The organism is Streptococcus milleri (assembly GCF_900636525.1).
In the GTDB taxonomy this organism is placed as follows: Bacteria; Bacillota; Bacilli; order Lactobacillales; family Streptococcaceae; genus Streptococcus; species Streptococcus hominis.
In genome coordinates, this window is the sequence record NZ_LR134288.1 from 1,694,281 (window position 1) to 1,720,020 (window position 25,740).

The following is a 25,740-nucleotide window of genomic DNA, read 5'->3' on the forward strand; positions in this document are numbered from 1 at the left end:
CCCTTTTAACTGCTTTTCTTTTATTTTATCAAAAATGAAGGTATTTGAGAACTATTGGACTAACATTCACAACCATAAAAGAGGTCGGATTCTACCAACCTCTTTCGGAATTCTTAATTCATCACAATCATTGCTTTAATTGTTTTTCTGTCAGCCATATCTTTGTACGCTTGGTCAATATTTTCCAATTTGTAAGATTGAGTGAAAACTTTACCAGAATTGATTTGACCGTCTAGAACTGCTTTTAGCAAGATTTCTTTGTCATAAGTTGTACAAGAAGCTGGTCCACCAGCCATTGCCAAGTTGACCATCCAGTAGTCACCGATATTGATGTCTCCTGTATGTGGCACACCGACGCGTCCGACAACAGCACCGGGGCGAGCAACCTCTCTCACCTCCATTTTTCCTGGTTCTACAAAAACTGCTGCTTTCATCTTATTGCTCCTTTCTCTATTAAAAAGATGATGTTCCACATTCATCAAAAAGGTAAAATATTTACACTTTTATTATATACCTTGGAGCTCACTCTAAGTCAAGAAATTTTTGAAAAATCTGATCATTCCATGATTATTTTCAGCCAAACTTTTTATTAAAAATATCGTTCAGTTCCGTCTTTGATGCTTTTTTATGCTAAAATAGACTTAGAAATTTCAGAAGAAACGGGATTAGATAATTTATGTCCAGAAGAGATTATAGAAATGTACGTTCTAGAAGATGGATCGGTATACTGCTTATTCTTATCGCAGTTGGTATTATTATGCAGTACCTCATCCCGATCCTCTTTGCTGTCGGGATAGGCTACGGAATTTACTACTATGCAACCCATCAGCCGAAAAAAATCACAGGACCTAGCGCCAGTCAGCAAATTGAAGATTTGAAAGAGGAAATCGGTGCCGCAGATAGTCGAATCAAACAATTAGATGCTTATCTAGAAGAAAAGGCTTATGAAAAATACCAACAGTTGGCTGAACAGCTCTTGCCTCAATTAAGCTATATTCAAGGACGGGCTGATACTTTGAAAAAACATATCTCACCTGAGATTTACCAGCGTATTCAACGGAAAGTGCAAGACGTAACAGCAGACATTCATGCTCAACTTTACAATCTCCGCACGCAAAATGCTGAGAGTACAAAGTCAAGCCTTGAAGAATTAGCACCAGAATTGCTCGAAACCATTCACAATATCCAAACCGACCATGAAGCTATTCTCAAGAAAATTTCTCAATCAGAAAGCAACAACAAGGAAGAATTAACCGCTATTCATCAATCTCAAATGGAGCATTATGAGGATATTTTGGAAGGCTACCTAAAAATCAAGGCTTCCCCGAAAGATTTTTACAATGCCGAAGAACGACTGTCCAGCGCCAAAGCGGCTATTGAGCAGTTTGATTTAGACTTGGACGAAACACTCCGTCAGCTCAACGAAGCTGATCTACGAGATTTTGACATCAGCTTGCGGATTTTAACTAAAAAAGAAACGAACACAGAACTATAACATCAAAAGGAGACCTTATGAGCCAAGAATTTAACTTCGACATTGACAAAATCGCTAACAATGCCATTACGAAAACGGATAAAACCACCGAAATCATTGAATCAACCAAAACTCAAGCAAATGGGCAGTTAACTTTTTTGGAGAAATTAACTCCTGAACAACAAAATGCTATCATGGCAAAAGCCCCACAGTTGGTAGATAACTTTATTTCTGACCAGAATGCTCTTTTAGATTTTGGACAAGCCGCGGTCGAAGATGTTAATAACACTGTCAACCGTATTTTAGCCGAGCAAAAGAAACTTCAAATCCCACAAGTCGATGAATTGCTAAAAAATACTAATAAAGAGTTAAATGGTTTTGTTGCTAAGTACAAGGATGCTCAAATTGCAGAACTAGATAAAAAGCCAAATTTCTTAGAAAAACTCTTTAAACAAAGCAAGAATACCTTGCAAGAGTTCTATTTTGATTCACAAAATATCGAGCAAAAAATGGACGGAATGGCTGCTACTGTCGTCAAGCAAGAAGATGTACTCGCACGCAATATCGTTTCTGCTGAGATGTTGATTGAAGACAATACCAAATCCATTGAAAATCTAGTCGGTGTCATTTCCTTTATTGAAGCCAGTCAAAGAGAAGCCAGTGCGCGTGCCTTGACTCTTCAAAATGAAGTGGCACAATTAGATACCGCCACTCTAGATTACCAAACCAAATCACAAGAATTGGCTCGCTTAACCGAAGTTGTCAATACATTGGAACAGCAACACACTGAATACATCAGCCGTCTGTATGTTGCTTGGGCCACTACCCCGCAAATGCGTAATCTCGTGAAGGTGTCTTCTGATATGCGCCAAAAACTCGGCATGCTCCGTCGCAATACCATTCCGACCATGAAGCTCTCTATTGCTCAACTAGGTATTTTGCAACAATCAATGAAATCTGGTCAGGTAGCGGACGCCATTTCTAATGCCAACAATGCAGCGCTTCAAATGCTGGCTGAAACCAGCAAAGAAGTCATTCCACAAATGGAGAGAATCTCGCAAAATCCAACAATTGCTGTCGAATCTGTTACTAAGTTGGCTGAAAGCTTAGTCGCTCAAAACCAAGGTATTATCGAAGCCATTGACAAAGGACGGGAGAAACGCGCTCTCCTTGAAGCGACTGTTATCCAATCCGCTGAAACCATTAACGACTCTGTTAAACTACGCGACCACAAGATTATCCAGGCTCTGCTAGATCAGGGAAAAGAAACTCAAAAAGAAGTGGATGAACGGACTACAAACGAAAACTAATGGACTGGAACAAGAGTTTAGGACAAAAATTTCCTAAATTCTTACAATATACTATTTTTTCACCGAAACGAAATAGGTGCTTGGTGGTTGTTATTCCTTGCTATGCAAAGAATGACAACAGCCTCGTCAACTATGCGGGGTGGGACAACAAAATCAATTTCTTACGAAATACCGATTTTTGTCCCGCTCCCTTTTCTTTTTTTATGTTACAATAAAGGGTATGGACAAGATTATTAAAACTATTTCAAAAAACGGTGCTTTCCGAGCTTATGTACTGGACAGTACTGAAACGGTTCGGACAGCTCAAGAAAAGCATCATACTCAGGCCAGCTCAACTGTAGCACTAGGCCGTACGCTCATTGCCAGTCAAATCCTTGCCGCAAATGAAAAAGGAGATACAAAAATCACCGTCAAAGTGCTAGGGACAAGCTCTATCGGTGCTATTATTACCGTTGCAGATACAAAAGGTACGGTCAAAGGCTATGTGCAAAATCCCGGCGTAGACATTAAAAAAACCTCGACTGGCGAAGTGCTGGTCGGACCATTTGTTGGAAACGGCGAGTTCCTCGTCATTACAGACTATGGAACTGGAAATCCTTATCATTCTATGACACCACTTGTATCCAGTGAGATTGGCGAAGATTTGGCATTCTATCTAACAGAAAGCCAGCAAACTCCGTCAGCTGTCGGGTTAAATGTTCTACTAGATGCCAATGACAAGGTCAAGGTTGCTGGTGGTTTCCTCTTGCAAGTCCTTCCAGGTGCCAAAGAAGAAGAAATCGCCCGCTTTGAAAAACGAATCCAAGAAATGCCTGCTATTTCAACACTTTTGGAATCCGAAGACCATATTGAAGCCCTGCTTTCAGCTATCTACAGCAACGAACCTTACAAACGATTGTCAGAAGAAGAACTTCGCTTCCAATGCGATTGCAGCAAAGAGCGCTTCCTAAATGCTCTCTCAAGCCTACCTAAGTCAGACCTTGAAGAAATGCGAGACGAAGACCACGGAGCTGAAATCACTTGCCAATTCTGCCAAAACACGTATCATTTTGACGAGAAAGACTTGGAGGAACTCATTCGTGACAAATCTTAATACCCCTTTTCTGATTGGCGATGTAAAAATTCCCAATCGAACAGTTCTCGCTCCTATGGCAGGCGTCACCAATTCAGCTTTTCGGACGATTGCAAAAGAGCTGGGTGCAGGTCTTGTCGTCATGGAAATGGTCTCAGACAAGGGCATTCAGTACAACAACGAAAAGACACTTCACATGCTGCATATTGATGAAGGAGAACATCCCGTTTCCATTCAGTTGTTTGGGAGTGACGAAGATAGTTTGGCGCGCGCTGCCGAATTTATCCAAGAAAATACCCAAACAGATATTGTGGATATCAACATGGGCTGTCCCGTCAACAAAATTGTCAAAAACGAAGCTGGTGCAAAATGGCTCAAGGATCCAGACAAGATTTATTCTATTATCAGCAAGGTTCGGTCTGTTCTCAATATTCCGTTGACTGTGAAAATGCGCACTGGTTGGTCGGACGCCTCACTAGCTGTGGAAAATGCCTTAGCTGCGGAAAGTGCCGGTGCAGCAGCTCTTGCTATGCACGGACGCACACGCGAACAAATGTATACCGGTCACGCCGATCTTGAAACCCTCCACAGTGTTGCGCAAGCCTTAACCAAGATTCCTTTCATTGCCAATGGCGATATTCGCACCGTTCAAGATGCAAAACAACGTATAGAAGAAGTCGGTGCAGATGCAGTCATGATTGGACGTGCTGCCATGGGCAATCCTTACCTCTTCCAACAAATCAACCATTATTTTGAAACGGGAGAAATCTTACCCGACCTCAGCTTTGAGGATAAAATGCATATTGCTTACGATCATTTGAAGCGCTTGATTGACCTTAAAGGAGAACATATCGCCGTTCGAGAATTTCGCGGTTTAGCTCCTCATTACCTCCGCGGAACAGCTGGTGCTGCCAAACTCCGCGGTGCTATTTCCCAAGCCAACAGTCTTGCAGAAATTGAAGAGTTGCTGCAAATTTAAACATCAAAAAACACCAATTATCTGGAAGATTATTTCCAAATGGTTGGTGCTTTTTATTTAAAGAGCAATTTCTACTAGGTATCTATCCGAGTCATTTCAGTCCTTGCTTGATTGCGGTAAATGAGATCTTCTCAAACAGAGAAACCTAATCTTTCCCAAAATTGATTTCCTTCTGTGTTTCTTTTGAAAACAACCAAGGCAACCTTATGAATTTTTAAATCATCTAGGACGGTTAAAACTGTCTCAACCAGCTGTCTTGCAATCCCTCTCCTGCGATAATTCGGATGAACTGCTATATGGTAGATATAGGCTCTTCGTCCGTCCGAACCAACTAAAATCGCTCCGATAATCGTTTGATTTTCTACTGCCACCAGACAAGTTTGAGGATTTCTCTGCAAAAACCGAGCAATTCCCTCTTTTGAATCATCTAAATCATTCAATCCCATGCCTGCACATGACAGCCATAATTGGTAAACTTGGTCGTAATCTTCTTCTACCATTTCACGAATATTCATATTAAATACCTTATCTACTTTCTGATGAATGCTTCGAATAGAAACTCAGAGCACTTCAAACTTCAGCTGCCCAGCTTTGACACCGACTTTCAAACGTTGTCCCGTCTGTAACTCACCAGCTAAAAGAAATTCGGATAAATGATCTTCTACTTGAGTTTGTAGAGTTCTGCGAAGTGGCCTTGCTCCCATTTCAGGATCGTAACCTTTTTTAGCCAGAAGTTTCAAAGCACTAGGTTGGAATTTCAGCTCAATTCCTTTTTCAGCGAGACTGACAATGAGTGGTTTCACCATAATTTTTACCACTTCTTGCATATCTTCGCTAGTCAAGCTATGGAAAACAACCTTTTCATCAATCCGGTTGATAAATTCCGGACGATAACTTTTCTTGAGCTCTTCCATCATCCGTTTTTCCATGCTTTCATGATCAAAGCGGGCATCACGCGCTCCAAAACCGACCGTCTTATCGTCCCGCAAACTTGTCGCACCAAGATTGCTGGTCATAATGATAATGGTATTAGAAAAATCCACCTTACGTCCCTTGCTGTCGGTCAGCACCCCGTCATCTAAGACTTGAAGAAGCACATTGAAAATATCAGGATGAGCTTTTTCCACCTCGTCAAAGAGGAGCACCGAATAAGGACGATTGCGAACTTTTTCAGTCAATTCGCCCCCTTCTTCATAACCGACATAACCTGGAGGCGCTCCATTGAGACGACTGGCAGCAAATTTCTCCATATATTCGGACATATCAAAACGAATCAGCGCTGACTCATCATCAAAGAGGACTTCTGCTAAAGCCTTAGCCAGCTCAGTTTTTCCAACCCCGGTTGGGCCCAAGAACATAAAGGAGCCAATTGGACGTTTGCTGGTGCGGATGCCAGATTGATTGCGCCGAATCGCTCGACTGATAGCAGAAATTGCTTCATTTTGCCCAATGACCCGTTTGTGCAGTTCCTTCTCTAAATGGAGATATTTCTTCGCATCTGTTTGCGTCAACTTTTGCACAGGAATCCCTGATAAACCGCTGAGTGTTGCCAAAATATCCTCATCTTTAACCTTTAGTTTGTAGACAATTGGCTGACTTTCTTTCTCCAACAAAGCGCCAACCTTTTTCCAATCGCCTGCCATTAAAGCCGTATCTGCTGCACTCAATTCTGCTTTTACATGATTTTGCGGGCCTTTATTTTGTACCGTTGCAGCAGCTTCATCTAACAAATCAATCGCCGAGTCAGGTAGATGTTTGCTTGTTAGATAACGATGAGCATACTTAACAGCTGTCTCAATCGCTGAATCTGTAATCACCACTTTGTGGTGTTCTTCATAGCTTTTCTTGAGCCCCTGTAAAATCGCAATACTATCAGCTACTGTCGGCTCTTCAATAGTAACCTTGGCAAATCGCCGTGAAAGAGCTGCGTCCTTTTCAATATATTTCTGGTACTCTTCTTGTGTCGTTGCGCCGACCGTTCTAAGTGTTCCTCTGGCCAAAGCTGGCTTGAGAATGTTCGCTGCATCCAACGTCGAGTCAATCCCGCTACCAGAACCCATAATGGTATGAAGCTCATCAATGAAAAGAATCACATGCCCGTCTGTTTCAATATCATTGATAATATTGTTCATCCGTTCTTCAAAATCACCACGAAAACGAGTTCCAGCTACCACATTCATCAAATCCAGCTCCAGAACTCTCATCTTTGCAAGCTCATTTGGCACCTGACCAGCAGCCACACGCTGTGCCAAACCAAGGGCCAATGCTGTCTTCCCAACTCCTGCATCTCCTACCAAAACTGGATTGTTTTTCGTCTTGCGACTTAGAATCTGAAGCATACGCGAAATTTCTTCATCACGCCCAACGACCGGTTCTAAAAGACCAGCACGAGCCATTTCGGTTAAATCACGGGTATAGTCTTCTAGCCCGCCGCTGGTAGAAGGAGGCATTCCCATCATATTGGCCATCGTTTGTTTCGCAGCAGCAGTATTTTTATTTAAGTGGCGAATAGCCTTTATATCTTCTTTACCCCAGCTAGCCTTATGCTCTAAGTTTTTCCGAAGATCAGTCATGCGCAAAACGCCTTCTTTATCCTCATAGCTAAAGCCTGTAAATTCAAGGAGACGTGCCGCCAAACTTCCTCGGTCAAACAGCATAGCTAACAACACATGCTCTGTCCCAAGATTCTTAGCATGCACAGCCTCTGCAATTCGCTCAGCTGTCAAAAACAACACTTTCATACGATGAGAAAATGGCCAAATGGTAAAGCTTCCCTCTTGTTGATAAATCTTTCCTGTGATATGAAAGGCTGCTTTCTCAAAATCATCAATTTCAAGCGGATAATCATTTAAAACAGAACCCGCAACACTATAAGGATTATTCGCCATGGCAATCAACAAATGCCAAGACTCCAAATAATCTGTTTCAAAATGGCTTGCTAGCAGTTGCGCCGACTCAATACTTTTTGTCAAAGCTTTTGAATATTTCATATATTAGTTTTTCCCTTTTCTATCAACTTGTTGTAAAATCTTCTTTAACATTCGCGCACGAATTCGTGCAGCATCTGTTCCCAATACTCTATCAGTTGCCGTCGCTAAAAGAAGGTTACCTTCTCTTTCCGTCATGATTTTTTCATCAAATAGTAGCTGAATAATATCTGTAAAAACCTGCTGACTGATCTGTTCACCAACTCTATGCAGCAAATCACAAAGCAGCTCATGATGATTAGAGAATTCAATCCGACCAATCCGAATGTAGCCGCCTCCACCACGCTTGCTTTCAACAACATAGCCACGACTTTCCGTAAAACGTGTCTTGATGACATAATTTATCTGACTTGGAACAACCTGAAAAACATCCGCAATTTCACTGCGCTTCAACTCTGCAATCCCAGCTTGAGCTAAAATTGCTTTGATATATTCCTCAATACTGTCTGACGTATTCTTATGGCTCATGACAACCCTTTCTTCCAGTTCTTTCTTTTGCTCCATAAATGAGCAACTGACATTGACTATCTTTGACTAATATTATACCGAAAATCTCTTATTTTTGAAAGAAAAAGACCTAAATGAAAAACTGAAAAGTCTGATTATTCAAGCAAGTGAAAAAGCTTATAGAATAGGAATAATTTGAGTGTAAACGCTTGCCTTTTAATTTTAAAGCGTTATAATATAGATGAAAATTTGACGATAATAATAACAGGAGGCCAAATGAATGAAAATGGATTGGTTCAAATATACACGTCATGTACTGGTTTGGTTGGTTTCAACTTTATTCTTTTTTACAGTTATTTCTGCTGATTATGTGGATGTCCAAGTCGTCCCGTTAGTCATCTGCTTATTTGCTCCATTTTTATTTGAACCGTCTTTAATAAACCCTAGAACAAAATGGACAATCGATTTAGCCATCATTGCTGTAAGTATCTGTGCTATTCTCTTTACACAAACATACCGAATCGCTTTTACCTACTCCGAAATTACCTATCTACTAATTTCTTTAATCGTTCTAATATTTGTAAACTCTGTGATTTCTCACAAGGGATTCACGAAAAAAATTGTAAAATAAAAGCAGACACTACTAGAAAAGGCTAGAGAGTTATATCAGCTCTCTAACCTTTTTATTTATGATTTAAACGCTAGCTATTGATTGCCTTAGTTTTGACCAAGAGCAGCAGCCATCGTAGCAGCTACTTCTGATTCAAAATCGTTGGCAGCTTTTTCAATACCGTCACCTACTTCAAAACGAGTGAAGCTTGCAATTGTCACACCTTGGCTTTCAAGAAATGCTTCAACAGTCTTGCTGTCGTCCATGATATAGACTTGCGCAAGTAATGTGTAAGCTTGGTCAACTTTTGTATTGTCCAGCATGAAGCGATCCATTTTACCAGGAATAATTTTGTCCCAGATTTTTTCTGGTTTACCTTCAGCTGCAAGACCAGCTTTGATGTCTTCTTCAGCTTGTGCAATCACTTCATCCGTCAATTGAAGTTTAGAACCAAATTTGTAGTGTGGAAGCGCTGGTTTACCAACCATTGCACGACTTTCGTTGTCTTGATCAATTTTGTGGTTCATTTGAGCCAATTCATCATGGATAAATTCTTCACTCAATTCTTTGTATGAAAGAACAGAAGGTTTCATAGCGGCAACGTGCATTGCCACGTGTTTTGCAAGATCTTCGTCACTGCCTGAAAGAACTGTGATAACACCGATACGTCCACCATTGTGTTGGTAAGCTCCAAATACTTGATCATCTGCTTTTTCAACAACTGCAAAACGACGGAATGAGATTTTTTCTCCGATTGTAGCAGTTGCACTAACATAAGCAGCTTCAAGTGTTTCACCTGAAGGCATTGTCAAAGCAAGAGCTTCTTCGTTGTTAGCTGGTTTGCCTTCTGCGATTACTTTAGCTGTTTCGTTTACCAATTCAACGAATTGAGCATTTTTTGCTACAAAGTCTGTTTCTGAGTTCACTTCAACGATAGCAGCAACATTGCCGTCTACATAGACACCCGTCAATCCTTCAGCAGCAACACGATCTGCTTTTTTAGCAGCTTTTGCCATACCTTTTTCACGAAGCAATTCAATTGCTTTTTCGATATCGCCATCTACTTCTACAAGTGCTTTTTTAGCGTCCATGACACCAGCACCAGATTTTTCGCGCAATTCTTTTACAAGCTTAGCTGTAATTTCTGCCATTTTGATCCTCCAATTAAGATATTACGATTTTATTTAATAAAAAGGGGGAGGGCTAGGCCCCGCCCCATAGGTTCGTTACTTGATTATTCGTTTGAGCCTTCGACAACTTCAACGATTTCTTCGATAGAATCTGCTTGTGAATCAGCTGCAGCTAATTCTGCTTCTACTGATTCAACGTTGTCTTCTCCTTGACGGCCTTCGATAATCGCATCAGCCATTTTCGCAGTGATTAACTTAACAGCACGAATAGCATCATCGTTAGCTGGGATAATCACATCAATGTCATCTGGATCTGTATTTGTATCCACCATCGCTACAACTGGAATACCTAATTTCTTAGCTTCTTTAACAGCGATTTGTTCTTTATGTGGATCCACAACATACATCACATCTGGAATACGTGGCATTTCTTCGATACCACCCAAGAATTTTTCAAGACGAGCGCGTTGTTTGTTAAGAAGAGCGACTTCTTTTTTAGGAAGAACATCAAAAATTCCGTCTTCTTCCATACGTTTGATTTCTTTCAAACGAGCAACACGTTTTTGAATCGTTTCCCAGTTTGTAAGTGTTCCACCCAACCAACGGTGGTTGATGTAGTATTGACCAGCACGTTCTGCTTCTTCTTTTACAGCATCAGCAGCTTGTTTTTTCGTACCAACAAACAAGATAACTGCATCATTAGCAGCTGCGTCACGCATAAAGTCGTATGCTTGATCTGCAAATTTTACAGTTTGTTGCAAGTCGATAACGTGGATACCGTTACGTTCTGTGAAGATATACTTCGACATCTTAGGGTTCCAGCGACGAGTTTGGTGACCAAAGTGTACACCAGCCTCAAGAAGTTGTTTCATTGAAATTACTGCCATGAGTAATGTCTCCTTTTTTGTTTTTTCCTCTCCCAGATTTCAACTCGCAAAACCACCCGTAGGCAACGGCTTCACAATTCATCTGAAATGAGTATTTGCCGATTACACGACATCTACTATCATATCAAAATTTCTTCCATTTTACAAGAGAATTTCTGTTTTTTCATGCCAAATGCACGAAGAAAATCATTCAAAATTTATAACCTTTGAAAAGGGGAAAGTTCTGACTTATCTTAATCGCTATAGTCCTTTAAGTAGGCTCTTAATTCTCGAATCATAGCTTGGCGGCCTTTGAACCGTTCATCGGCTAGTAAGCGCTCGTACTGCTCTTGTTTCTCTGGACTCAGTTGAGCTTGATAGCTCTTTAGCTGGTCTCGGAGAATCACCAATTCATCCAAATACAGTTCTTTTAGACTGAGCTTGTGACCAATCTCGCTCACTTCTTCATAAGCTTGACGGTCCAGCTTGCGCTTTTGGCTTTCTTGTTTGCGGAGGATGTCCTTGATGTGATTTCGAAACTTGGTCTTATAGTAAACATAGAGCTGACTTTCTGTCTCTACCAGCTGCGGATAGCGACTCACCAACTGATAGAGTACTAACATGCCCTCTTGGTCCCAATCGCTTAATTCCCACAGGTGGACATAATATTCCCTCCGACACTTCAGCACAATTCCTCTCACCTTGGCATATAACTCCTTGAACTCCATTTCCTTCTCCTTCCTTTTACTTACCTTTTAAGGATAGCATGAAGGAGAAACCTTTGGTTTTCTGGTAGCTATTCTACTCTTTTTGGTTTCTATTTCGTACTTCTTAATACACCTATCTATCTCTTCAGGTACTTTTACATACTTTTCAGCAGATAAAGTTAAAACTAGTAGCTGTGATAAATTCAGCATGATAATTCTATAAGTTCTGTAGTGAGTTACCGATTATGAAATTCTAAAAAACGCCTGCTTACGAAATTGTTTTTTTGTAAAAGCAATTTCGTAAACAAGCGTCTACGTTTCTTATCATAAGATGAGTGTTCCCGCTAGGAAAAATCCTAGCGGTAGACCAGAGCTAGACTAAGAGTAACATTACTCCATCATCATAACACTCAACAAAATTGATAAAAATTATACTAATTCAATGATTGCCATTGGAGCAGCATCACCACGACGTGGTTCAGTTTTAAGGATACGAGTATATCCACCGTTACGTTCTGCATAACGAGAAGCTAAATCAGAGAATAATTTTTGAAGAGCAGTAGTTGAAGTATACTTTTCTGTTTCTTCATCATAGTTTTCTGATGCAATTTCGTTACGAACAAAAGCTGCTGCTTGACGACGAGCATGCAAATCACCACGTTTACCCAAAGTAATCATTTTTTCAACTGTTTTACGGATTTCTTTAGCACGAGCTTCTGTTGTCACAATTGATTCGTTGATAATCAAGTCAGTGGTCAAGTCGCGAAGCATTGCTTTACGTTGTGAGCTAGTGCGTCCTAGTTTACGGTAAGCCATGTTTTCCTCCTTTATTTATCGTTTTTTAATCCAAGACCGAGATCAGCAAGTTTTACTTTCACTTCTTCAAGACTCTTACGTCCTAGATTTCTTACTTTCATCATTTCAGGTTCAGTTTTTTCTGTCAAATCAAATACAGTATTGATACCAGCACGTTTCAAACAGTTGTACGAACGAACTGACAAATCTAATTCTTCAATTGTACGATCCAACACACGATCATCTGAAACTTTTTCTGTTTCTTTCATCACATCAGTAGATTTTGCTACTTCAGTTAAGTTAGTAAACAGGTCTAAATGTTCCGTTAAAATGCGCGCAGAAAGCCCTAGGGCATCTTCTGGAATAATCGTCCCATCTGTCATGATTTCAAGAGTTAATTTATCAAAACCATCATTGCTACCAACGCGAGCTGGTTCAACTTGATAATTAACTTTTTTCACCGGCGTATAGATTGAATCTACCGCAAGCGTCCCTACTGGTGCATCATCTTTTTTATTTTCATCAGCTGGTACATAACCACGACCTGTATTTACGGTCATAATAGCTTTTAAGCTAGCACCTTCACCAATTGTAAAGAGATAATGATCAGGGTTTACAATTTCAATATCACTATCTGTCAAAATATCACCGGCAGTGATTTCTGCAGGACCTTCAACATCAAGCTCAATTGTCTTTTCGTCTTCGACGTAAGATTTTACAGCAATCCCTTTGACGTTCAAAATAATTTGCATGACGTCTTCACGGACACCTGGAACTGTATCAAACTCGTGTAGAACACCTTCGATATTGATAGATGTCACAGCAGCACCTGGTAGAGATGCAAGAAGTACACGGCGAAGTGAGTTCCCAAGCGTTGTACCATAACCACGTTCTAGTGGTTCTACTACAAATATGCCATAGTCTTTATTTTCATCAATTTTTGTTATATTTGGTTTTTCAAACTCAATCATTTAGTTACTCCCTCTTAAACGAAAAGCAGTGTAATGGTTTATGATTATACACGGCGACGTTTTGGAGGACGAGCACCATTGTGTGGCACAGGAGTCACATCACGAATAGCTGTTACTTCAAGACCAGCGGCAGCAAGCGCACGAATAGCTGACTCACGACCAGAACCTGGACCTTTAACAGTAACTTCAACTGATTTAAGACCGTGTTCTTGTGCAGACTTTGCAGCAGCTTCAGATGCCATTTGGGCAGCAAACGGTGTAGATTTACGAGAACCTTTAAATCCAAGAGCTCCGGCAGATGACCAAGCAATTGCGTTACCATGCACATCAGTAATCATAACAATAGTGTTGTTAAATGTAGCGTGAATATGAGCAATACCAGATTCGATATTTTTCTTCACACGACGTTTACGTGTTGGTTTAGCCAAGACTTTTTACCTCCTTATATTATTTTTTCTTACCAGCAATCGCAACAGCTTTACCTTTACGAGTGCGAGCGTTGTTCTTAGTGTTTTGTCCACGTACAGGAAGTCCACGACGATGACGGATTCCACGATATGAACCAATTTCCATCAAACGTTTGATGTTTAAGTTTACTTCACGACGAAGGTCGCCTTCAACTTTGATGGCATCCACTTCACGACGGATAGCGTCTTCTTGATCAGATGTTAAATCTTTCACACGAATATCTTCTGAAACTCCAGCAGCTGCTAAAATTTTCTTAGATGTTGGAAGACCAATACCGTATACATAAGTCAGTGAAACAACTACACGTTTGTCATTTGGAATATCAACTCCAGCAATACGAGCCATTTTTTCTCCTTTCTATTATCCTTGACGTTGTTTGTGTTTTGGATTTGCTGGGCAAATCACCATAACACGACCATTACGACGAATAACTTTGCAGTATTCGCAAATTGGTTTGACCGATGGTCTTACTTTCATTTCTTATCCCTCCAAGTATTTCGATTATTTAAAGCGGTAAGTGATCCGTCCACGTGTCAAATCATAAGGACTCATCTCGACAGTAACACGGTCTCCCGCTAAAATACGAATATAGTTTTTACGAATTTTACCAGAAACTGTTGCTAAAATCTGATGTCCATTTTCAAGTTCAACCGTAAACATTGCATTCGGCATTGTATCAACTACTTTGCCTTCAACTTCAATCACATCGTCTTTTGCCACGCAAAAGCACCCCCTAAATTTCGATTCATTCCTCTGAGCACAGAGGTAACAATTATAAGTCAGACTAATTCATTGTATCACTACTTGTCAAATATTGCAAGTGTAAAAAACGCTTTTATTTTAACTTTAACAAGACTTTTTCAATGTCTTTAAATACATCATCAATCTCTTGATTTCCTTGAATATCATAAACCAAGCTTTGAGAACGATAGTGCTCAATAATTGGTGCTCCTTGAGCGATATTGACATCTAAACGGCGCTTCACGGTTTCTGGTTTATCATCCTCACGTTGGTAATAATCCTCTTCATTATAATCTGCTGGTGGATTGAAGACTTTATGAAAAGTTTCTCCCGTTTTTTTGTGAATAATCCGTCCGCTCAAGCGCTCTAGCAAGCTGTTAGGATCCACTTCGATATTGACAACCCCATCCAAAGCAAGACCAAGTTCAGCAAGTGTCTGATCCAGTGCGTGGGCTTGCTCAATGGTGCGTGGGTAGCCATCTAATAAAAAGCCTTTTTCTTTAATATCATCTTGTGCTAAACGTTCTTTGACAATTCCATTGGTCACTTCATCTGGCACTAATTCACCTTTGTCAATATATGATTTCGCAAGCACACCCATTTCAGTTTGGTTGGCCATGGCTGCACGAAACATATCCCCTGTTGAGATATGCGCAACACCAAATTCCTCCACGATTTTGGCCGCTTGAGTCCCCTTGCCTGCACCTGGCAAGCCCATAATCAAAAGATTCATGATCCATCTCCTTTTTTGTTTTTAAATAAATCTATTACAAATTCTTAGTAAACTTGTTTAAAAACAAAATAGAAAGAGTGGGACAGACTTCAGAAAATCTATGATTTTCGATTTGCTCTCCCACCCCGCAACATAGTTGATTTAGGATGAAAACAAAAGCTCATTTTCATCATCAACCACTGCGTTCGTACTTTAACGCAAATTGCTTTTAAAGTATAGAATATCTTTCTTTACTCTGTTTCTATTCTGTTGTATTCATAAAGCCAGTATATTTTCTCTTCAGAAGGTAGCCTTCAAGCTGTTTCATTCCTTCAATACCAGTTGCAATAATAATCAGCAAACTAGTACCACCTAAAGCAACAGCATCTGTCAATCCAAACAAATCTTTTGCTAAAATCGGTAAAATCGAAATAAAGCCTAAGAAAAGTGAACCAACTGTTGCTAAGCGACGAAGCAACTTAGACATATATTCTTCTGTTCCTTTACCAGGACGTACACCATGAATATAGGCACCACTCTTTTGCAAATTCTCTGCAGTTTTCTCTGGATTGATTTGTACAAATGTATAGAAAAATGTAAACAAAATAATCAAGAGTGCGTACATCACAATTCCGCTTGCGGTTGTTGTTGCAAACAAGGACTGGGCCACTCGAACCCATTGTGCATTATGACCTGTAGCTGTCAAAAATTGGAAAATAGCTGCAGGTGCGGCAGTAATCGAACTTGCAAAGATAACCGGAATAACACCCGCCGGATTGACCTTCAAAGGAAGGTATGAGCTAGAAGGCGCACCTTGCGCAATCTTTGTATACTGGATTGGAATTTTGTATTCTGCTTGTTGAACGAAGGTTGTAAAGTAAACAATGAGTAAAACAGCTATAATCAGAATAGTAACAAAAATGATAGATGAAGTAATACGGCTGCTTGGTACATTGACAAAGTAGTCTACATATATACTCTTAATCATTCCTGGAATTGCTGCTACGATACCTGCAAAGATAATCATAGAAACACCGTTACCATAGCCTTTATCTGTAATTTGTTCCCCTAACCAAGTCACAATCATAGAACCCGTCGTTAACAGAAAACCAATTAACAAATAGGTCTGCCAATTAGGTGTTGCCACCAACTTAGCACTAGATAAGGTATGGAAGCCTGCTGTAATACCGATAGATTGAACAAACGCCAAGACTAAGGCAATATAGCGCGTTGCTTGATTTAACTTTCTTCGTCCAACTTCACCTTGCTTGCCCCATTCTACAAACTTAGGTAAAATATCCATTTGTAGCAATTGAACAACAATAGAGGCGGTAATATACGGACTAACTCCCAATGCAAATACTGAGAAATTTCGCAAAGCATTACCTGACACAAGGCTGAGCATGTTTAGAAATGAAAGCCCGTTAAGAGCTTCCAAGCTTTTTGCATTAACACCTGGAACAGTAATCGTCGTACCAATTCGAAATACTAATACAATAAAAATTGTAAAGAGAATTTTTGAACGAACCTGTTTGATTTTTAATGCATCTTTTAATAGTTTAAAAAACATAGGTCACCTCGCTTAGATGACTTCCACTGAACCACCTTTAGCAGTGATAGCTTCTTCGGCTGATTTAGAGAATTTAGCTGCCTTCACAGTCAATTTCTTTGTCAATTCGCCGTTACCAAGAATCTTAACACCAGATTTTTCAGCTTTTACAATCCCTGCTTCAATAAGGACAACTGGAGTTACTTCTGCCCCGTCTTCAAAAACATTCAATTGATCAAGATTTACAATTGCATATTCTTTACGATTGATGTTCAAGAAACCACGTTTTGGCATGCGACGGAACAATGGTGTTTGTCCACCTTCAAAACCAAGACGAACTTTACCACCACTACGAGCTTTTTGACCTTTTTGACCACGTCCAGCTGTTTTACCATTACCAGATGAAGTACCACGACCAACACGGTTACGGACTTTACGAGAACCTGTAGCAGGTTGTAATTCATGAAGTTTCATTATATTTTTTCTCCTCTTTTGTAAAATGCTAGCGCTTATACTGAGAAAAAGGTGTCCTCAGTATAAACTCGCCTATACATATATTTAGTTTAAGGGGCTGAGAAAATCCTCTCATCCCCTAGTTTATTTCAATTTAAAGTTTTGTTAGCAAAATGATTACTTACTTAACTTCTTCAACAGTTACCAAGTGTGATACTGCTGTAATCATACCACGAACAGCAGCATTATCTTCTTTGATAACTGAGCTATTTAATTTGCCAAGTCCAAGTGCTACAACAGTTTTACGTTGTGACGGAATGCGTCCGATTGGAGACTTTGTCAAAGTAATTTTAATTTGAGCCATGTGAATCTCCTTTCTTATGCTAAGTCAGAAACTGAAATACCACGAAGGGCAGCAACTTCTTCAGCGCGTTTTAATTGTTTCAAACCTTCAACAGTTGCGCGAACGATGTTGATTGGAGTGTTAGAACCAAGTGATTTAGATGTTACATCTGCTACACCTGCCAATTCGATGACGGCACGAACAGCACCACCAGCAGCCACTCCAGCACCTTCTACAGCTGGTTTCAACAAGACACGAGCTCCACCAAATTCAGATGTTACTTCGTGAGGAATTGTTGTGCCAACCATTGGTACTTCAATTAGGTTTTTCTTTGCATCTTCAACGGCTTTGCGAATTGCTTCTGGTACTTCTTGAGCTTTACCAGTACCAAAACCAACACGACCATTACGGTCACCAACAACTACAAGAGCCGCAAAACGAAGACGACGTCCACCTTTAACAACTTTTGTAACACGGTTAATCGCAACTACGCGTTCTTCAAGTTCAACTGCATTGTCTTTAAATGCCATTTTTTAGTGTCCTCCCTATTAGAATTTCAATCCGTTTTCACGAGCTGCATCAGCCAAAGCTTTTACACGTCCGTGATATAGATATCCACCGCGGTCAAACACCACTTCAGTAATACCTTTAGCAACTGCACGTTCAGCAACAAGTTTGCCGACAACAACGGCTTGTTCAGTTTTAGTTCCTTTTGAAACTTCTTTGTCAAGAGTTGAAGCGCTTGCGAGCGTTACACCCGCTACGTCATCAATTACTTGAGCGTAGATGCCTGTATTAGAACGGAATACGTTCAAACGTGGGCGATCAGCAGTTCCAGAGAGTTTTCCGCGAACGCGACGATGGCGTTTTTGGCGGACTTTATTTTTATCTGGTTTCGAAATCACAATTTTCACCTCTTAATTTTATTGTGTGCCTAAGCACAAAGTTGGAAATAAATATCTTGGTTGAAAAACAACCTTATAACATTATTTACCAGTTTTACCTTCTTTACGGCGAACGAATTCACCAACGTAGCGGATACCTTTCCCTTTATATGGTTCAGGAGCACGCAAGCTACGGATATAAGCAGCAGTTTGTCCAACTACTTCTTTTGAGATTCCGTTCACAACAATAGTCGTTGGATTTGGAAGTTCAAAAGTAATACCTTCAGGAGCTTCCACTTCATCTGGATGAGATTTACCAACTGAAAGTACCAATTTTTTTCCTTGAAGTTGAGCACGGTATCCAACCCCACGCATTTCAAGTTCTTTCTTGAATCCTTCTGATACACCATGAACCATGTTGTTCAAAAGAGCACGAGTTGTTCCGTGGATTGTTTTCATTTCTTTTGTATCGTTTGGACGGTGAAGAGTTACTTCAGTTCCTTCCACACGAATATCAATATCTTTAGAGAACGTACGAGTGAGTTCTCCTTTAGGCCCTTTTACAGTTACGACATTGTCTTTGTTTGTCAATTCGACACCAGCAGGCAATACGATAACTTTATTACCAATACGTGACATGTTATTTTTTCTCCTGTTAAATTGTCAGGTCGTCCGAGGACGGCCAGTTTTCACGGGGCAACTATCATAGCAGTTTGTATGATAGTTCTAACGTTTTATTCAAATATATCATTCAAATCAGTTTTGCCAATCTGAACACGAGCTACGGCCTGTGTGGAAAAGATAAATCTATCTTGAATGTGAGCATTCATCGCTAGATTTCCTATTTTCACTTTGTCCGTCACGCTCTTTGTATCATGCAATTACCAAACGTAGGCGATTACTTCCCCACCAACATTCTTTTGGCGTGCTTCTTTGTCAGTCAACAAGCCTTCAGATGTTGAGATAATCGCAATTCCAAGTCCATTCAAGACTTTTGGAAGATCTTCACATTTTTTGTAAACACGAAGTCCTGGTGTTGAAACACGTTTCAAACCAGTGATAACTTTTTCACCGTTTTGACCGTATTTAAGGAATACACGAATAACACCTTGTTTATCATCTTCAATGTACTCAACGTTCTTCACAAAACCTTCGCGTTTAAGGATTTCAGCAATCCCTTTTTTGATATTTGATGCAGGTACTTCTAGCACTTCATGTTTTGCTTGATTCGCATTACGAATACGTGTCAAAAAGTCTGCAATTGGGTCAGTCATAACCATTTTATTTTTCTCCTCTTACTAGTAGTTTGATAATTCACTTGCTAGTTAATGATTGAGCTAGGCTCATAAGTTTTGTTTATAGATTTCATTTCCTAGATAAGTCTAGGCATTCGCTCGTAGGCATAACTTGAGTTAAGTAAGAGCGAATAACAACGACTCATGACGAAAAGGAAACTATAATTACCAAGAAGCTTTGGTAACGCCCGGAATTTGTCCTTTGTATGCCAATTCACGGAAGCAAACACGGCAAAGTTTAAACTTGCGGTAAACTGAATGTGGACGACCACAACGTTCGCAACGAGTGTAAGCTTGCGTAGAGAACTTCGCAGGGCGTTTGTTCTTAGCAATCATTGATTTTTTAGCCAATTTATTTACCTCCTAGATTATTTTGCAAAAGGCATTCCAAGGCCTGTAAGCAATTCACGTGATTCTTCATCCGTGTTAGCAGTTGTTACAATAACAATGTCAAGACCGCGAGTCTTGTCAACATCATCAAAGTTGATTTCTGGGAAAATCAATTGTTCTTTCACACCAAGTGTGTAGTTCCCGCGTCCATCAAATGATTTTGTTGGAACACCGTGGAAGTCACGAACACGTGGAAGTGATACAGTAACCAATTTATCCAAGAATTCATACATGCGTTCACCACGAAGAGTTACCTTAGCACCGATCGCTACACCTTCACGAAGACGGAAGCCGGCGATAGATTTTTTAGCTTTAGTGATAAGTGGTTTTTGACCTGAGATAAGAGCAAGCTCTTCAGCAGCTTTTTCAAGATTTTTAGCATTTGAAACAGCGTCACCAACACCCATGTTCAAAACGATTTTATCCACTTTTGGCACAGCCATAACAGATGAGTAGTTAAACTTTTCAGTCAAAGCAGGAACTACTTCATTAAGATATTTTTCTTTTAAACGATTAGCCATTATACTTCTCCTTTCCTTCGTGATTAGTCAAGCACTTCGCCTGATTTTTTATTGTAACGAATTTTTTTGCCATCTACAAACTTGTAGCCAACACGTCCTGCAACACCATTTTTGTCCAACACTTGAACATTAGACACATGGATTGGTGCTTCTTTTTCTACGATAGCACCTTGAGGGTTTTCGTTATTAGGTTTTTGGTGTTTCTTGATGATATTTACACCTTCAACAACAACTTTATTTACTTTTGGAAGTGCGGCAACGACTTTGGCTTCAACACCTTTGTCTTTACCAGCAATCACGCGAACTTTGTCGCCAGTTTTTACAAACATTGGTTTCTCCTTTGATTTCTTACGCCCTGAAGGGCACCCTATCTGTCGAAGATAGGGGACTTAGTTTGTTTTTGATTAAAGTACTTCTGGAGCAAGTGAAACGATCTTCATGAATCCACCTTCACGCAATTCACGTGCAACTGGACCAAAGATACGTGTTCCGCGAGGAGTTTTATCATCACGGATAATCACTGCAGCATTTTCGTCAAATTTGATGTATGAACCATCTTTGCGACGAGCACCTGATTTAGTACGAACGATAACCGCTTTTACAACGTCACCTTTTTTAACCGCACCACCAGGAGTAGCTTGTTTTACAGATGCAACGATGACATCACCAATGCTAGCGAATTTACGCTTTGAACCACCAAGAACTTTGATTGTCAAGATTTCGCGGGCACCGCTGTTGTCAGCAACTTTCAAACGAGTTTCTGTTTGAATCATTTAAGTTTTCTCCTTTCTGGTTTGATTAGATGATAACTGCTTCTTCTACAACTTCTACAAGACGGAAGCGTTTTGTAGCTGAAAGCGGACGAGTTTCCATGATACGAACAATATCGCCTTCTTTAGCGATGTTATTTTCATCATGCGCTTTGTATTTTTTAGAGTAGTTAATACGCTTACCATAGACTGGGTGGTTACGTTTTGTTTCAACTACAACTGTGATTGTTTTATCCATCTTGTCAGAAACGACGCGTCCAACAAGCGTTTTACGTTGATTACGTTCCATTTTAGAATTTCTCCTTTCCCAAGTCTATTATTTCATTTCTGATTGAACAGTTTTGATACGAGCGATTTGCTTTTTCACTTCTTTCAAGCGTGCAGTTTGTTCTAATTGACCTGTTGCTGCTTGGAAACGAAGATCAAACAATTCTTTCTTCAATTCTCTTTCACGCTTCGCGAGTTCTTCTTGAGAAAGACCACGAAGTTCTTTAACAAATTCTTTTACTTCATTAAGTTTCATGCCTTCTCCTTATTCAGCTTCACGTTTCACGAATTTTGTTTTAACTGGTAATTTGTGGCTTGCAAGGCGAAGCGCTTCACGAGCAACTTCCTCAGGCACACCAGCGATTTCAAACATCACTTTACCACGTTTAACTGGCGCAACCCAACCTTCTGGAGCACCTTTCCCAGATCCCATACGAACCCCGATAGCTTTGGCAGTGTATGATTTGTGTGGGAAAATTTTAATCCAAACTTTACCACCACGTTTCATGTAACGCGTCATAGCGATACGAGCAGCTTCGATTTGGCGGTTTGTGATCCAATGGCTAGTAGTTGCTTGAAGACCATATTCTCCAAATGCCACTTCCTTACCACCTTTAGCTTCACCGCGCATTTTACCACGAAATTCGCGACGGTGTTTAACACGTTTAGGTACTAACATTGGTTATTTACCTCCTTTAGTGTTTTTACGAGCTGGAAGAACTTCTCCGCGGTAAATCCAGACTTTAACACCAAGTTTACCGTAAGTAGTATCTGCTTCTTCCCAAGCGTAATCAATATCTGCACGAAGCGTATGAAGCGGAACAGTTCCTTCAGAATACCCTTCACTACGAGCGATATCAGCACCGTTCAAGCGGCCAGATACTTGAGTTTTAATTCCTTTAGCTCCCGCACGCATGGTACGTTGGATTGCTTGTTTTTGAGCACGACGGAAAGCAACACGTTGTTCTAATTGGCGAGCAATTCCTTCACCAACAAGATGAGCATCCAAATCTGGTGATTTGATTTCAATGATGTTGATGTGGACTTGCTTACTAGTCAATTTGTTAAGCTTTGCACGAAGTGCATCAACGTTTGCTCCACCTTTACCGATAACCATACCTGGTTTAGCAGTGTGAAGAGAAACGTTTACTTTATTTACTGCGCGTTCGATTTCAATAGTTGAAACAGCTGCGTCAGCTAATTCTTTTTGAACGAATTTACGGATTGCAAGATCTTCATGAAGGTAATCCGCGTATTCTTTTTCAGCATACCATTTGGCATCCCAGTCACGGATGATACCGACACGCATACCTATTGGATGTACTTTTTGACCCACGATTTTACCTCCTTATTTTTCTGCAACGACCACTGTGATGTGGCTAGTGCGTTTGTTGATTGGTGAAGCTGAACCTTTTGCACGTGGACGGAAACGTTTCATTGTTGGTCCTTCGTTTGCGTAAGCTTCAGATACTACCAAGTTTGCTTTTTCCAAACCAAAGTTGTTTTCTGCATTAGCGATTGCTGAGTTCAACACTTTTTCGATAATGCCAGCAGCTTTGTTTGGTGTGAATTTCAAGATTGCGATTGCGTCAGCGACGTCTTTCCCGCGGATATTGTCAAGAACTAGACGAGATTTACGAGGTGAAACGCGCACTGTACGAGCCATTGCTTTAGCTGAAGTGATTTCTGCCATGTTTTTCTCCTCTCTTATCTACGTGTTTTCTTGTCGTCAGCAGCGTGACCTTTGTAAGTACGAGTTGGTGCAAATTCACCAAGCTTGTGCCCTACCATGTCTTCTTGGATGTAAACAGGAACATGTTTACGTCCATCATAAACTGCAATTGTATATCCGATAAAACTTGGGAAAATCGTTGAACGACGTGACCAAGTTTTGATGACTTTTTTCTTTTCGTCGTTGGCTTGAGCTTCAACTTTTTTCATCAAATGCTCATCGACGAAAGGTCCTTTTTTAAGACTGCGTCCCATTTTTATGTTTTCTCCTTTAAAATATGTACCACAACGGCTTGCACTGACAATCAGCGCTACCGAGCTGGCGGAATTTTGCGAGTTAGCTCGCTAATTATAAGTATGTAACAACTCACGAGGGGCAGTGGTTGATTGCTAGTTAGCTATAGCTACCAGCCTTGCTACACATCTAATCAACTTTGCCAAGGTTTCGCAATGAAGTTTGGTAACTAATCCGCCAAACTTCTGCTCAGCCGCCTATTTCTCGTTGCGACGACGAATAATAAGTTTGTCGGATTTCGCTTTCTTGTTACGAGTTTTAAGTCCAAGAGCAGGTTTGCCCCATGGAGTAGATGGTGCTTTACGACCAACTGGTGCTTTACCTTCACCACCACCGTGTGGGTGATCGTTCGGGTTCATTACAGAACCGCGGACTGTTGGGCGGATGCCTTTCCAGCGGCTGCGTCCAGCCTTACCAAGGTTAACCAATCCATGTTGTTCATTTCCAACAACACCGACAGTTGCACGGCAAGTTCCAAGGATCATGCGAACTTCGCCTGATTGCAAACGAACAAGAACATATTTGCCTTCTTGACCGAGCACTTGAGCAGAAGCTCCAGCAGCACGTACTAATTCACCACCATGTCCTGGTTTCAATTCAATATTATGAATCAATGTACCAACTGGGATATTAGCAAGTGGAAGAGCATTTCCGACTTTAATATCCGCTTCTGGTCCAGAAACGATGCGTTGACCGACTTCAAGACCTTTAGGAGCGATGATATAAGCTTTCACACCGTCAGTATAATGTACAAGAGCGATGTTTGCTGAACGATTTGGATCGTATTCAATTGTTTTAACAACTGCTTCAACACCGTCTTTGTTACGTTTGAAGTCAATCAAACGGTAATGGCGTTTGTGTCCACCGCCTTGGTGACGAACAGTGATACGACCGTTGTTGTTACGACCAGCTTTGTTGTTCAAAGAAACAAGCAAAGTTTTTTCTGGAGTGCTCGTTGTGATTTCGGCAAAATCCAAAGAAGTCATATTACGGCGACCATTTGTAGTTGGTTTATAAACTCTGATTCCCACGATATTTCCTCCTTAGATTATTCTGCTTCAGCACCAAACAACTCGATTGCTTTAGAATCAGCTGTAAGAGTGATGATAGCTTTTTTAGTTTTATTTGTAAAACCAGTATAACGCCCTACACGTTTTGATTTTGGTTTTACATTGATTGTGTTCACATTTGCAACCTTCACTCCGTCAAAAGCAGCTTCAACCGCTTGTTTAATCAAAAGTTTATGAGCGCGAGTGTCCACTTCAAATACGTATTTGCCTTCTTCAAGAAGAGCCATTGTGCTTTCTGTGATGATAGGCTTTTTGATTACGTCATACAAATTCATTATGCAAGAACCTCCTCGATTGTAGAGATAGCTTCTTTAGTAACAAGAAGTTTGTCGCTATTTACGATATCAAGAACACTTGCAGTTGTTGCTGTTGCAACTTTCACATTTGGAAGGTTACGTGCTGAAAGTGCAGCAAATTCGTTTCCTTCTTCAAGAATTACAAGTACTTTTGAATCAATGCTAAGTGCAGCAAGTACTTTCGCAAACTCAGCAGTCTTTGGAGCTGTAAATGAAAGGCTGTCTACAGCTACGAATTTGTCCTCAGCAACTTTTTCAGAATAAACTGATTTAAGTGCCAATCTACGAACTTTTTGTGGAAGTTTGTAGGCGTATGAACGAGGAGTTGGACCAAATACGGTACCACCACCACGCCATTGTGGAGAGCGGATAGAACCTTGACGCGCACGTCCAGTTCCTTTTTGACGCCATGGTTTGCGTCCGCCACCTGATACTGCAGAGCGGTTTTTAACAGCGTGAGTTCCTTGACGAAGGCTTGCACGTTGACTGATAACAACATCAAATACAACTGATTCATTTGGCTCAATACCAAATACTGCATCGTTAAGAACTACTTCACCAGCTTCTTTACCAGTTTGGTCAAATAATTTTACGTTTGCCATTGTGA

The 25,740-nt window shown here is 40.5% G+C and carries 38 protein-coding genes and 1 pseudogene; 5 read left to right on the forward strand and 34 right to left on the reverse strand.

The annotated features are described in order from the left end of the window. Positions 1–113: 113 nt before the first annotated feature. A pseudogene (locus EL087_RS08340) lies at positions 114–389 on the reverse strand (alcohol dehydrogenase); the annotation flags it as partial. 287 nt (positions 390–676) lie between these two features. On the opposite strand from EL087_RS08340, the gene EL087_RS08345 reads away from it, so the two are divergent. From EL087_RS08345 to dusB, 4 genes are all read left to right on the forward strand, one after another. Next, positions 677–1,495, forward strand: a complete 819-nt coding sequence (locus EL087_RS08345; protein WP_126407954.1) for a hypothetical protein — start codon at positions 677–679, stop codon at positions 1,493–1,495. Positions 1,496–1,512: 17 nt separating this feature from the next. Beyond that, positions 1,513–2,784: a toxic anion resistance protein gene (locus EL087_RS08350; protein WP_049533051.1), complete on the forward strand. Its 1,272-nt coding sequence runs from the start codon at positions 1,513–1,515 to the stop codon at positions 2,782–2,784. A gap of 220 nt (positions 2,785–3,004) precedes the next feature. Next, positions 3,005–3,877, forward strand: coding sequence for an Hsp33 family molecular chaperone HslO (gene hslO / locus EL087_RS08355; protein ID WP_313769825.1), 873 nt, complete (start codon positions 3,005–3,007; stop codon positions 3,875–3,877). Continuing rightward, on the forward strand, positions 3,864–4,835 hold the full coding sequence (dusB, locus tag EL087_RS08360) for a tRNA dihydrouridine synthase DusB (protein WP_164558141.1): 972 nt from the start codon (positions 3,864–3,866) through the stop codon (positions 4,833–4,835). The genes hslO and dusB overlap by 14 nt, the downstream gene beginning before the upstream one ends. Positions 4,836–4,966: 131 nt before the next feature. Here the strand turns inward: dusB and EL087_RS08365 are convergent, their stop codons facing one another. From EL087_RS08365 to EL087_RS08375, 3 genes are read right to left on the reverse strand one after another with little or no spacing between them, the layout of a single operon-like run. Next, positions 4,967–5,350 (reverse strand): GNAT family N-acetyltransferase, encoded by a 384-nt coding sequence (locus EL087_RS08365; protein ID WP_126407958.1) that lies wholly within the window; start codon positions 5,348–5,350, stop codon positions 4,967–4,969. A 45-nt stretch (positions 5,351–5,395) separates the two neighbouring features. Continuing rightward, on the reverse strand, positions 5,396–7,825 hold the full coding sequence (locus tag EL087_RS08370) for an ATP-dependent Clp protease ATP-binding subunit (RefSeq protein ID WP_126407960.1): 2,430 nt from the start codon (positions 7,823–7,825) through the stop codon (positions 5,396–5,398). A gap of 3 nt (positions 7,826–7,828) precedes the next feature. Next, positions 7,829–8,290, reverse strand: coding sequence for a CtsR family transcriptional regulator (locus tag EL087_RS08375; protein ID WP_037567136.1), 462 nt, complete (start codon positions 8,288–8,290; stop codon positions 7,829–7,831). A gap of 259 nt (positions 8,291–8,549) precedes the next feature. Here EL087_RS08375 and EL087_RS08380 point away from each other — a divergent pair, with 259 nt between their 5' ends. Next, a complete protein-coding gene (locus EL087_RS08380) occupies positions 8,550–8,900 on the forward strand; it encodes a hypothetical protein (protein WP_037567137.1) in 351 nt (116 codons plus the stop codon). A gap of 86 nt (positions 8,901–8,986) precedes the next feature. Here the strand turns inward: EL087_RS08380 and tsf are convergent, their stop codons facing one another. The 30 genes from tsf to rplD all read right to left on the reverse strand — a co-directional run bounded on the left by tsf (position 8,987) and on the right by rplD (position 25,735). After that, complete coding sequence (gene tsf, locus EL087_RS08385; RefSeq protein WP_003041778.1) at positions 8,987–10,030, reverse strand: translation elongation factor Ts; 1,044 nt, start codon at positions 10,028–10,030, stop codon at positions 8,987–8,989. 83 nt (positions 10,031–10,113) lie between these two features. Continuing rightward, positions 10,114–10,896, reverse strand: a complete 783-nt coding sequence (gene rpsB, locus EL087_RS08390; protein ID WP_022525388.1) for a 30S ribosomal protein S2 — start codon at positions 10,894–10,896, stop codon at positions 10,114–10,116. Between the two features lie 233 nt (positions 10,897–11,129). Next, positions 11,130–11,603 carry a sigma-70 family RNA polymerase sigma factor gene (locus tag EL087_RS08395; RefSeq protein ID WP_022527131.1) on the reverse strand — a complete coding sequence of 158 codons (474 nt, stop codon included), beginning with the start codon at positions 11,601–11,603 and terminating at the stop codon, positions 11,130–11,132. A gap of 408 nt (positions 11,604–12,011) precedes the next feature. Continuing rightward, on the reverse strand, positions 12,012–12,398 hold the full coding sequence (gene rplQ / locus EL087_RS08400; protein WP_126407962.1) for a 50S ribosomal protein L17: 387 nt from the start codon (positions 12,396–12,398) through the stop codon (positions 12,012–12,014). Positions 12,399–12,409: 11 nt separating this feature from the next. Further along, positions 12,410–13,348, reverse strand: a complete 939-nt coding sequence (locus EL087_RS08405; RefSeq protein ID WP_003026514.1) for a DNA-directed RNA polymerase subunit alpha — start codon at positions 13,346–13,348, stop codon at positions 12,410–12,412. A gap of 44 nt (positions 13,349–13,392) precedes the next feature. Beyond that, positions 13,393–13,776: a 30S ribosomal protein S11 gene (rpsK, locus tag EL087_RS08410; protein WP_001118385.1), complete on the reverse strand. Its 384-nt coding sequence runs from the start codon at positions 13,774–13,776 to the stop codon at positions 13,393–13,395. 19 nt (positions 13,777–13,795) lie between these two features. Next, positions 13,796–14,161 carry a 30S ribosomal protein S13 gene (rpsM, locus tag EL087_RS08415; RefSeq protein WP_002262317.1) on the reverse strand — a complete coding sequence of 122 codons (366 nt, stop codon included), beginning with the start codon at positions 14,159–14,161 and terminating at the stop codon, positions 13,796–13,798. Positions 14,162–14,176: 15 nt separating this feature from the next. After that, positions 14,177–14,293, reverse strand: a complete 117-nt coding sequence (rpmJ, locus tag EL087_RS08420) for a 50S ribosomal protein L36 (RefSeq protein WP_001808836.1) — start codon at positions 14,291–14,293, stop codon at positions 14,177–14,179. Positions 14,294–14,317: 24 nt separating this feature from the next. Beyond that, positions 14,318–14,536, reverse strand: a complete 219-nt coding sequence (gene infA, locus EL087_RS08425) for a translation initiation factor IF-1 (protein ID WP_001029883.1) — start codon at positions 14,534–14,536, stop codon at positions 14,318–14,320. A 115-nt stretch (positions 14,537–14,651) separates the two neighbouring features. Continuing rightward, positions 14,652–15,290 (reverse strand): adenylate kinase, encoded by a 639-nt coding sequence (locus EL087_RS08430; protein ID WP_003040498.1) that lies wholly within the window; start codon positions 15,288–15,290, stop codon positions 14,652–14,654. Between the two features lie 241 nt (positions 15,291–15,531). Further along, a complete protein-coding gene (gene secY / locus EL087_RS08435) occupies positions 15,532–16,839 on the reverse strand; it encodes a preprotein translocase subunit SecY (protein WP_003026523.1) in 1,308 nt (435 codons plus the stop codon). A 12-nt stretch (positions 16,840–16,851) separates the two neighbouring features. Beyond that, the gene (gene rplO / locus EL087_RS08440) at positions 16,852–17,292 is read right to left on the reverse strand and encodes a 50S ribosomal protein L15 (RefSeq protein WP_003026525.1); all 441 of its coding nucleotides are present in this window, start codon (positions 17,290–17,292) and stop codon (positions 16,852–16,854) included. A gap of 160 nt (positions 17,293–17,452) precedes the next feature. Beyond that, positions 17,453–17,635, reverse strand: coding sequence for a 50S ribosomal protein L30 (rpmD, locus tag EL087_RS08445; protein ID WP_003029471.1), 183 nt, complete (start codon positions 17,633–17,635; stop codon positions 17,453–17,455). Positions 17,636–17,649: 14 nt separating this feature from the next. After that, positions 17,650–18,144 carry a 30S ribosomal protein S5 gene (rpsE, locus tag EL087_RS08450; protein ID WP_003029472.1) on the reverse strand — a complete coding sequence of 165 codons (495 nt, stop codon included), beginning with the start codon at positions 18,142–18,144 and terminating at the stop codon, positions 17,650–17,652. Positions 18,145–18,162: 18 nt separating this feature from the next. Then, on the reverse strand, positions 18,163–18,519 hold the full coding sequence (gene rplR, locus EL087_RS08455; protein ID WP_003026531.1) for a 50S ribosomal protein L18: 357 nt from the start codon (positions 18,517–18,519) through the stop codon (positions 18,163–18,165). An 81-nt stretch (positions 18,520–18,600) separates the two neighbouring features. Next, positions 18,601–19,137 carry a 50S ribosomal protein L6 gene (rplF, locus tag EL087_RS08460; protein WP_003029474.1) on the reverse strand — a complete coding sequence of 179 codons (537 nt, stop codon included), beginning with the start codon at positions 19,135–19,137 and terminating at the stop codon, positions 18,601–18,603. A 242-nt stretch (positions 19,138–19,379) separates the two neighbouring features. Further along, complete coding sequence (rpsH, locus tag EL087_RS08465; RefSeq protein ID WP_003026535.1) at positions 19,380–19,778, reverse strand: 30S ribosomal protein S8; 399 nt, start codon at positions 19,776–19,778, stop codon at positions 19,380–19,382. Positions 19,779–19,958: 180 nt separating this feature from the next. Then, positions 19,959–20,144 (reverse strand): type Z 30S ribosomal protein S14, encoded by a 186-nt coding sequence (locus EL087_RS08470; protein WP_001085699.1) that lies wholly within the window; start codon positions 20,142–20,144, stop codon positions 19,959–19,961. 17 nt (positions 20,145–20,161) lie between these two features. Continuing rightward, a complete protein-coding gene (gene rplE, locus EL087_RS08475; RefSeq protein ID WP_003026536.1) occupies positions 20,162–20,704 on the reverse strand; it encodes a 50S ribosomal protein L5 in 543 nt (180 codons plus the stop codon). Positions 20,705–20,727: 23 nt separating this feature from the next. Further along, positions 20,728–21,033, reverse strand: a complete 306-nt coding sequence (gene rplX, locus EL087_RS08480; protein ID WP_126407964.1) for a 50S ribosomal protein L24 — start codon at positions 21,031–21,033, stop codon at positions 20,728–20,730. Between the two features lie 75 nt (positions 21,034–21,108). Next, positions 21,109–21,477 (reverse strand): 50S ribosomal protein L14, encoded by a 369-nt coding sequence (gene rplN, locus EL087_RS08485; protein ID WP_003026541.1) that lies wholly within the window; start codon positions 21,475–21,477, stop codon positions 21,109–21,111. A 25-nt stretch (positions 21,478–21,502) separates the two neighbouring features. Further along, on the reverse strand, positions 21,503–21,763 hold the full coding sequence (gene rpsQ, locus EL087_RS08490; protein WP_003026542.1) for a 30S ribosomal protein S17: 261 nt from the start codon (positions 21,761–21,763) through the stop codon (positions 21,503–21,505). Positions 21,764–21,790: 27 nt separating this feature from the next. Then, positions 21,791–21,997, reverse strand: a complete 207-nt coding sequence (rpmC, locus tag EL087_RS08495; protein ID WP_003029476.1) for a 50S ribosomal protein L29 — start codon at positions 21,995–21,997, stop codon at positions 21,791–21,793. A 9-nt stretch (positions 21,998–22,006) separates the two neighbouring features. Continuing rightward, on the reverse strand, positions 22,007–22,420 hold the full coding sequence (rplP, locus tag EL087_RS08500) for a 50S ribosomal protein L16 (RefSeq protein ID WP_003029477.1): 414 nt from the start codon (positions 22,418–22,420) through the stop codon (positions 22,007–22,009). A 3-nt stretch (positions 22,421–22,423) separates the two neighbouring features. After that, positions 22,424–23,077, reverse strand: a complete 654-nt coding sequence (gene rpsC / locus EL087_RS08505) for a 30S ribosomal protein S3 (RefSeq protein ID WP_003029478.1) — start codon at positions 23,075–23,077, stop codon at positions 22,424–22,426. Positions 23,078–23,089: 12 nt separating this feature from the next. Further along, complete coding sequence (rplV, locus tag EL087_RS08510) at positions 23,090–23,434, reverse strand: 50S ribosomal protein L22 (RefSeq protein ID WP_003026550.1); 345 nt, start codon at positions 23,432–23,434, stop codon at positions 23,090–23,092. 14 nt (positions 23,435–23,448) lie between these two features. After that, a complete protein-coding gene (gene rpsS, locus EL087_RS08515) occupies positions 23,449–23,727 on the reverse strand; it encodes a 30S ribosomal protein S19 (RefSeq protein WP_000533765.1) in 279 nt (92 codons plus the stop codon). Positions 23,728–23,964: 237 nt separating this feature from the next. After that, entirely contained in the window at positions 23,965–24,798 is an 834-nt protein-coding gene (rplB, locus tag EL087_RS08520) for a 50S ribosomal protein L2 (protein ID WP_003026553.1), read from the reverse strand. 17 nt (positions 24,799–24,815) lie between these two features. Further along, positions 24,816–25,112 carry a 50S ribosomal protein L23 gene (locus EL087_RS08525; RefSeq protein ID WP_126407967.1) on the reverse strand — a complete coding sequence of 99 codons (297 nt, stop codon included), beginning with the start codon at positions 25,110–25,112 and terminating at the stop codon, positions 24,816–24,818. Then, complete coding sequence (gene rplD / locus EL087_RS08530) at positions 25,112–25,735, reverse strand: 50S ribosomal protein L4 (protein WP_037598474.1); 624 nt, start codon at positions 25,733–25,735, stop codon at positions 25,112–25,114. The genes EL087_RS08525 and rplD overlap by 1 nt, the downstream gene beginning before the upstream one ends. Between the last annotated feature and the right edge of the window lie 5 nt (positions 25,736–25,740).

Bases quoted from the DNA above. Each gene is read 5' to 3' on its own strand.
- EL087_RS08345 (WP_126407954.1), top strand. From the start codon at position 677: ATGTCCAGAAGAGATTATAGAAATGTACGTTCTAGAAGATGGATCGGT.
- EL087_RS08350 (WP_049533051.1), top strand. From the start codon at position 1,513: ATGAGCCAAGAATTTAACTTCGACATTGACAAAATCGCTAACAATGCC.
- hslO (WP_313769825.1), top strand. From the start codon at position 3,005: ATGGACAAGATTATTAAAACTATTTCAAAAAACGGTGCTTTCCGAGCT.
- EL087_RS08365 (WP_126407958.1), bottom strand. From the start codon at position 5,350: ATGAATATTCGTGAAATGGTAGAAGAAGATTACGACCAAGTTTACCAA.
- EL087_RS08370 (WP_126407960.1), bottom strand. From the start codon at position 7,825: ATGAAATATTCAAAAGCTTTGACAAAAAGTATTGAGTCGGCGCAACTG.
- EL087_RS08375 (WP_037567136.1), bottom strand. From the start codon at position 8,290: ATGAGCCATAAGAATACGTCAGACAGTATTGAGGAATATATCAAAGCA.
- EL087_RS08380 (WP_037567137.1), top strand. From the start codon at position 8,550: ATGAAAATGGATTGGTTCAAATATACACGTCATGTACTGGTTTGGTTG.
- tsf (WP_003041778.1), bottom strand. From the start codon at position 10,030: ATGGCAGAAATTACAGCTAAGCTTGTAAAAGAATTGCGCGAAAAATCT.
- rpsB (WP_022525388.1), bottom strand. From the start codon at position 10,896: ATGGCAGTAATTTCAATGAAACAACTTCTTGAGGCTGGTGTACACTTT.
- EL087_RS08395 (WP_022527131.1), bottom strand. From the start codon at position 11,603: ATGGAGTTCAAGGAGTTATATGCCAAGGTGAGAGGAATTGTGCTGAAG.
- rplQ (WP_126407962.1), bottom strand. From the start codon at position 12,398: ATGGCTTACCGTAAACTAGGACGCACTAGCTCACAACGTAAAGCAATG.
- EL087_RS08405 (WP_003026514.1), bottom strand. From the start codon at position 13,348: ATGATTGAGTTTGAAAAACCAAATATAACAAAAATTGATGAAAATAAA.
- rpsM (WP_002262317.1), bottom strand. From the start codon at position 14,161: ATGGCTCGTATTGCTGGAGTTGATATTCCAAATGACAAACGTGTAGTT.
- rpmJ (WP_001808836.1), bottom strand. From the start codon at position 14,293: ATGAAAGTAAGACCATCGGTCAAACCAATTTGCGAATACTGCAAAGTT.
- EL087_RS08430 (WP_003040498.1), bottom strand. From the start codon at position 15,290: ATGAATCTTTTGATTATGGGCTTGCCAGGTGCAGGCAAGGGGACTCAA.
- secY (WP_003026523.1), bottom strand. From the start codon at position 16,839: ATGTTTTTTAAACTATTAAAAGATGCATTAAAAATCAAACAGGTTCGT.
- rplO (WP_003026525.1), bottom strand. From the start codon at position 17,292: ATGAAACTTCATGAATTACAACCTGCTACAGGTTCTCGTAAAGTCCGT.
- rpmD (WP_003029471.1), bottom strand. From the start codon at position 17,635: ATGGCTCAAATTAAAATTACTTTGACAAAGTCTCCAATCGGACGCATT.
- rpsE (WP_003029472.1), bottom strand. From the start codon at position 18,144: ATGGCATTTAAAGACAATGCAGTTGAACTTGAAGAACGCGTAGTTGCG.
- rplF (WP_003029474.1), bottom strand. From the start codon at position 19,137: ATGTCACGTATTGGTAATAAAGTTATCGTATTGCCTGCTGGTGTCGAA.
- rpsH (WP_003026535.1), bottom strand. From the start codon at position 19,778: ATGGTTATGACTGACCCAATTGCAGACTTTTTGACACGTATTCGTAAT.
- rplE (WP_003026536.1), bottom strand. From the start codon at position 20,704: ATGGCTAATCGTTTAAAAGAAAAATATCTTAATGAAGTAGTTCCTGCT.
- rplX (WP_126407964.1), bottom strand. From the start codon at position 21,033: ATGTTTGTAAAAACTGGCGACAAAGTTCGCGTGATTGCTGGTAAAGAC.
- rplN (WP_003026541.1), bottom strand. From the start codon at position 21,477: ATGATTCAAACAGAAACTCGTTTGAAAGTTGCTGACAACAGCGGTGCC.
- rpsQ (WP_003026542.1), bottom strand. From the start codon at position 21,763: ATGGAACGTAATCAACGTAAAACGCTTGTTGGACGCGTCGTTTCTGAC.
- rpmC (WP_003029476.1), bottom strand. From the start codon at position 21,997: ATGAAACTTAATGAAGTAAAAGAATTTGTTAAAGAACTTCGTGGTCTT.
- rplP (WP_003029477.1), bottom strand. From the start codon at position 22,420: ATGTTAGTACCTAAACGTGTTAAACACCGTCGCGAATTTCGTGGTAAA.
- rplV (WP_003026550.1), bottom strand. From the start codon at position 23,434: ATGGCAGAAATCACTTCAGCTAAAGCAATGGCTCGTACAGTGCGCGTT.
- rpsS (WP_000533765.1), bottom strand. From the start codon at position 23,727: ATGGGACGCAGTCTTAAAAAAGGACCTTTCGTCGATGAGCATTTGATG.
- EL087_RS08525 (WP_126407967.1), bottom strand. From the start codon at position 25,112: ATGAATTTGTATGACGTAATCAAAAAGCCTATCATCACAGAAAGCACA.
- rplD (WP_037598474.1), bottom strand. From the start codon at position 25,735: ATGGCAAACGTAAAATTATTTGACCAAACTGGTAAAGAAGCTGGTGAA.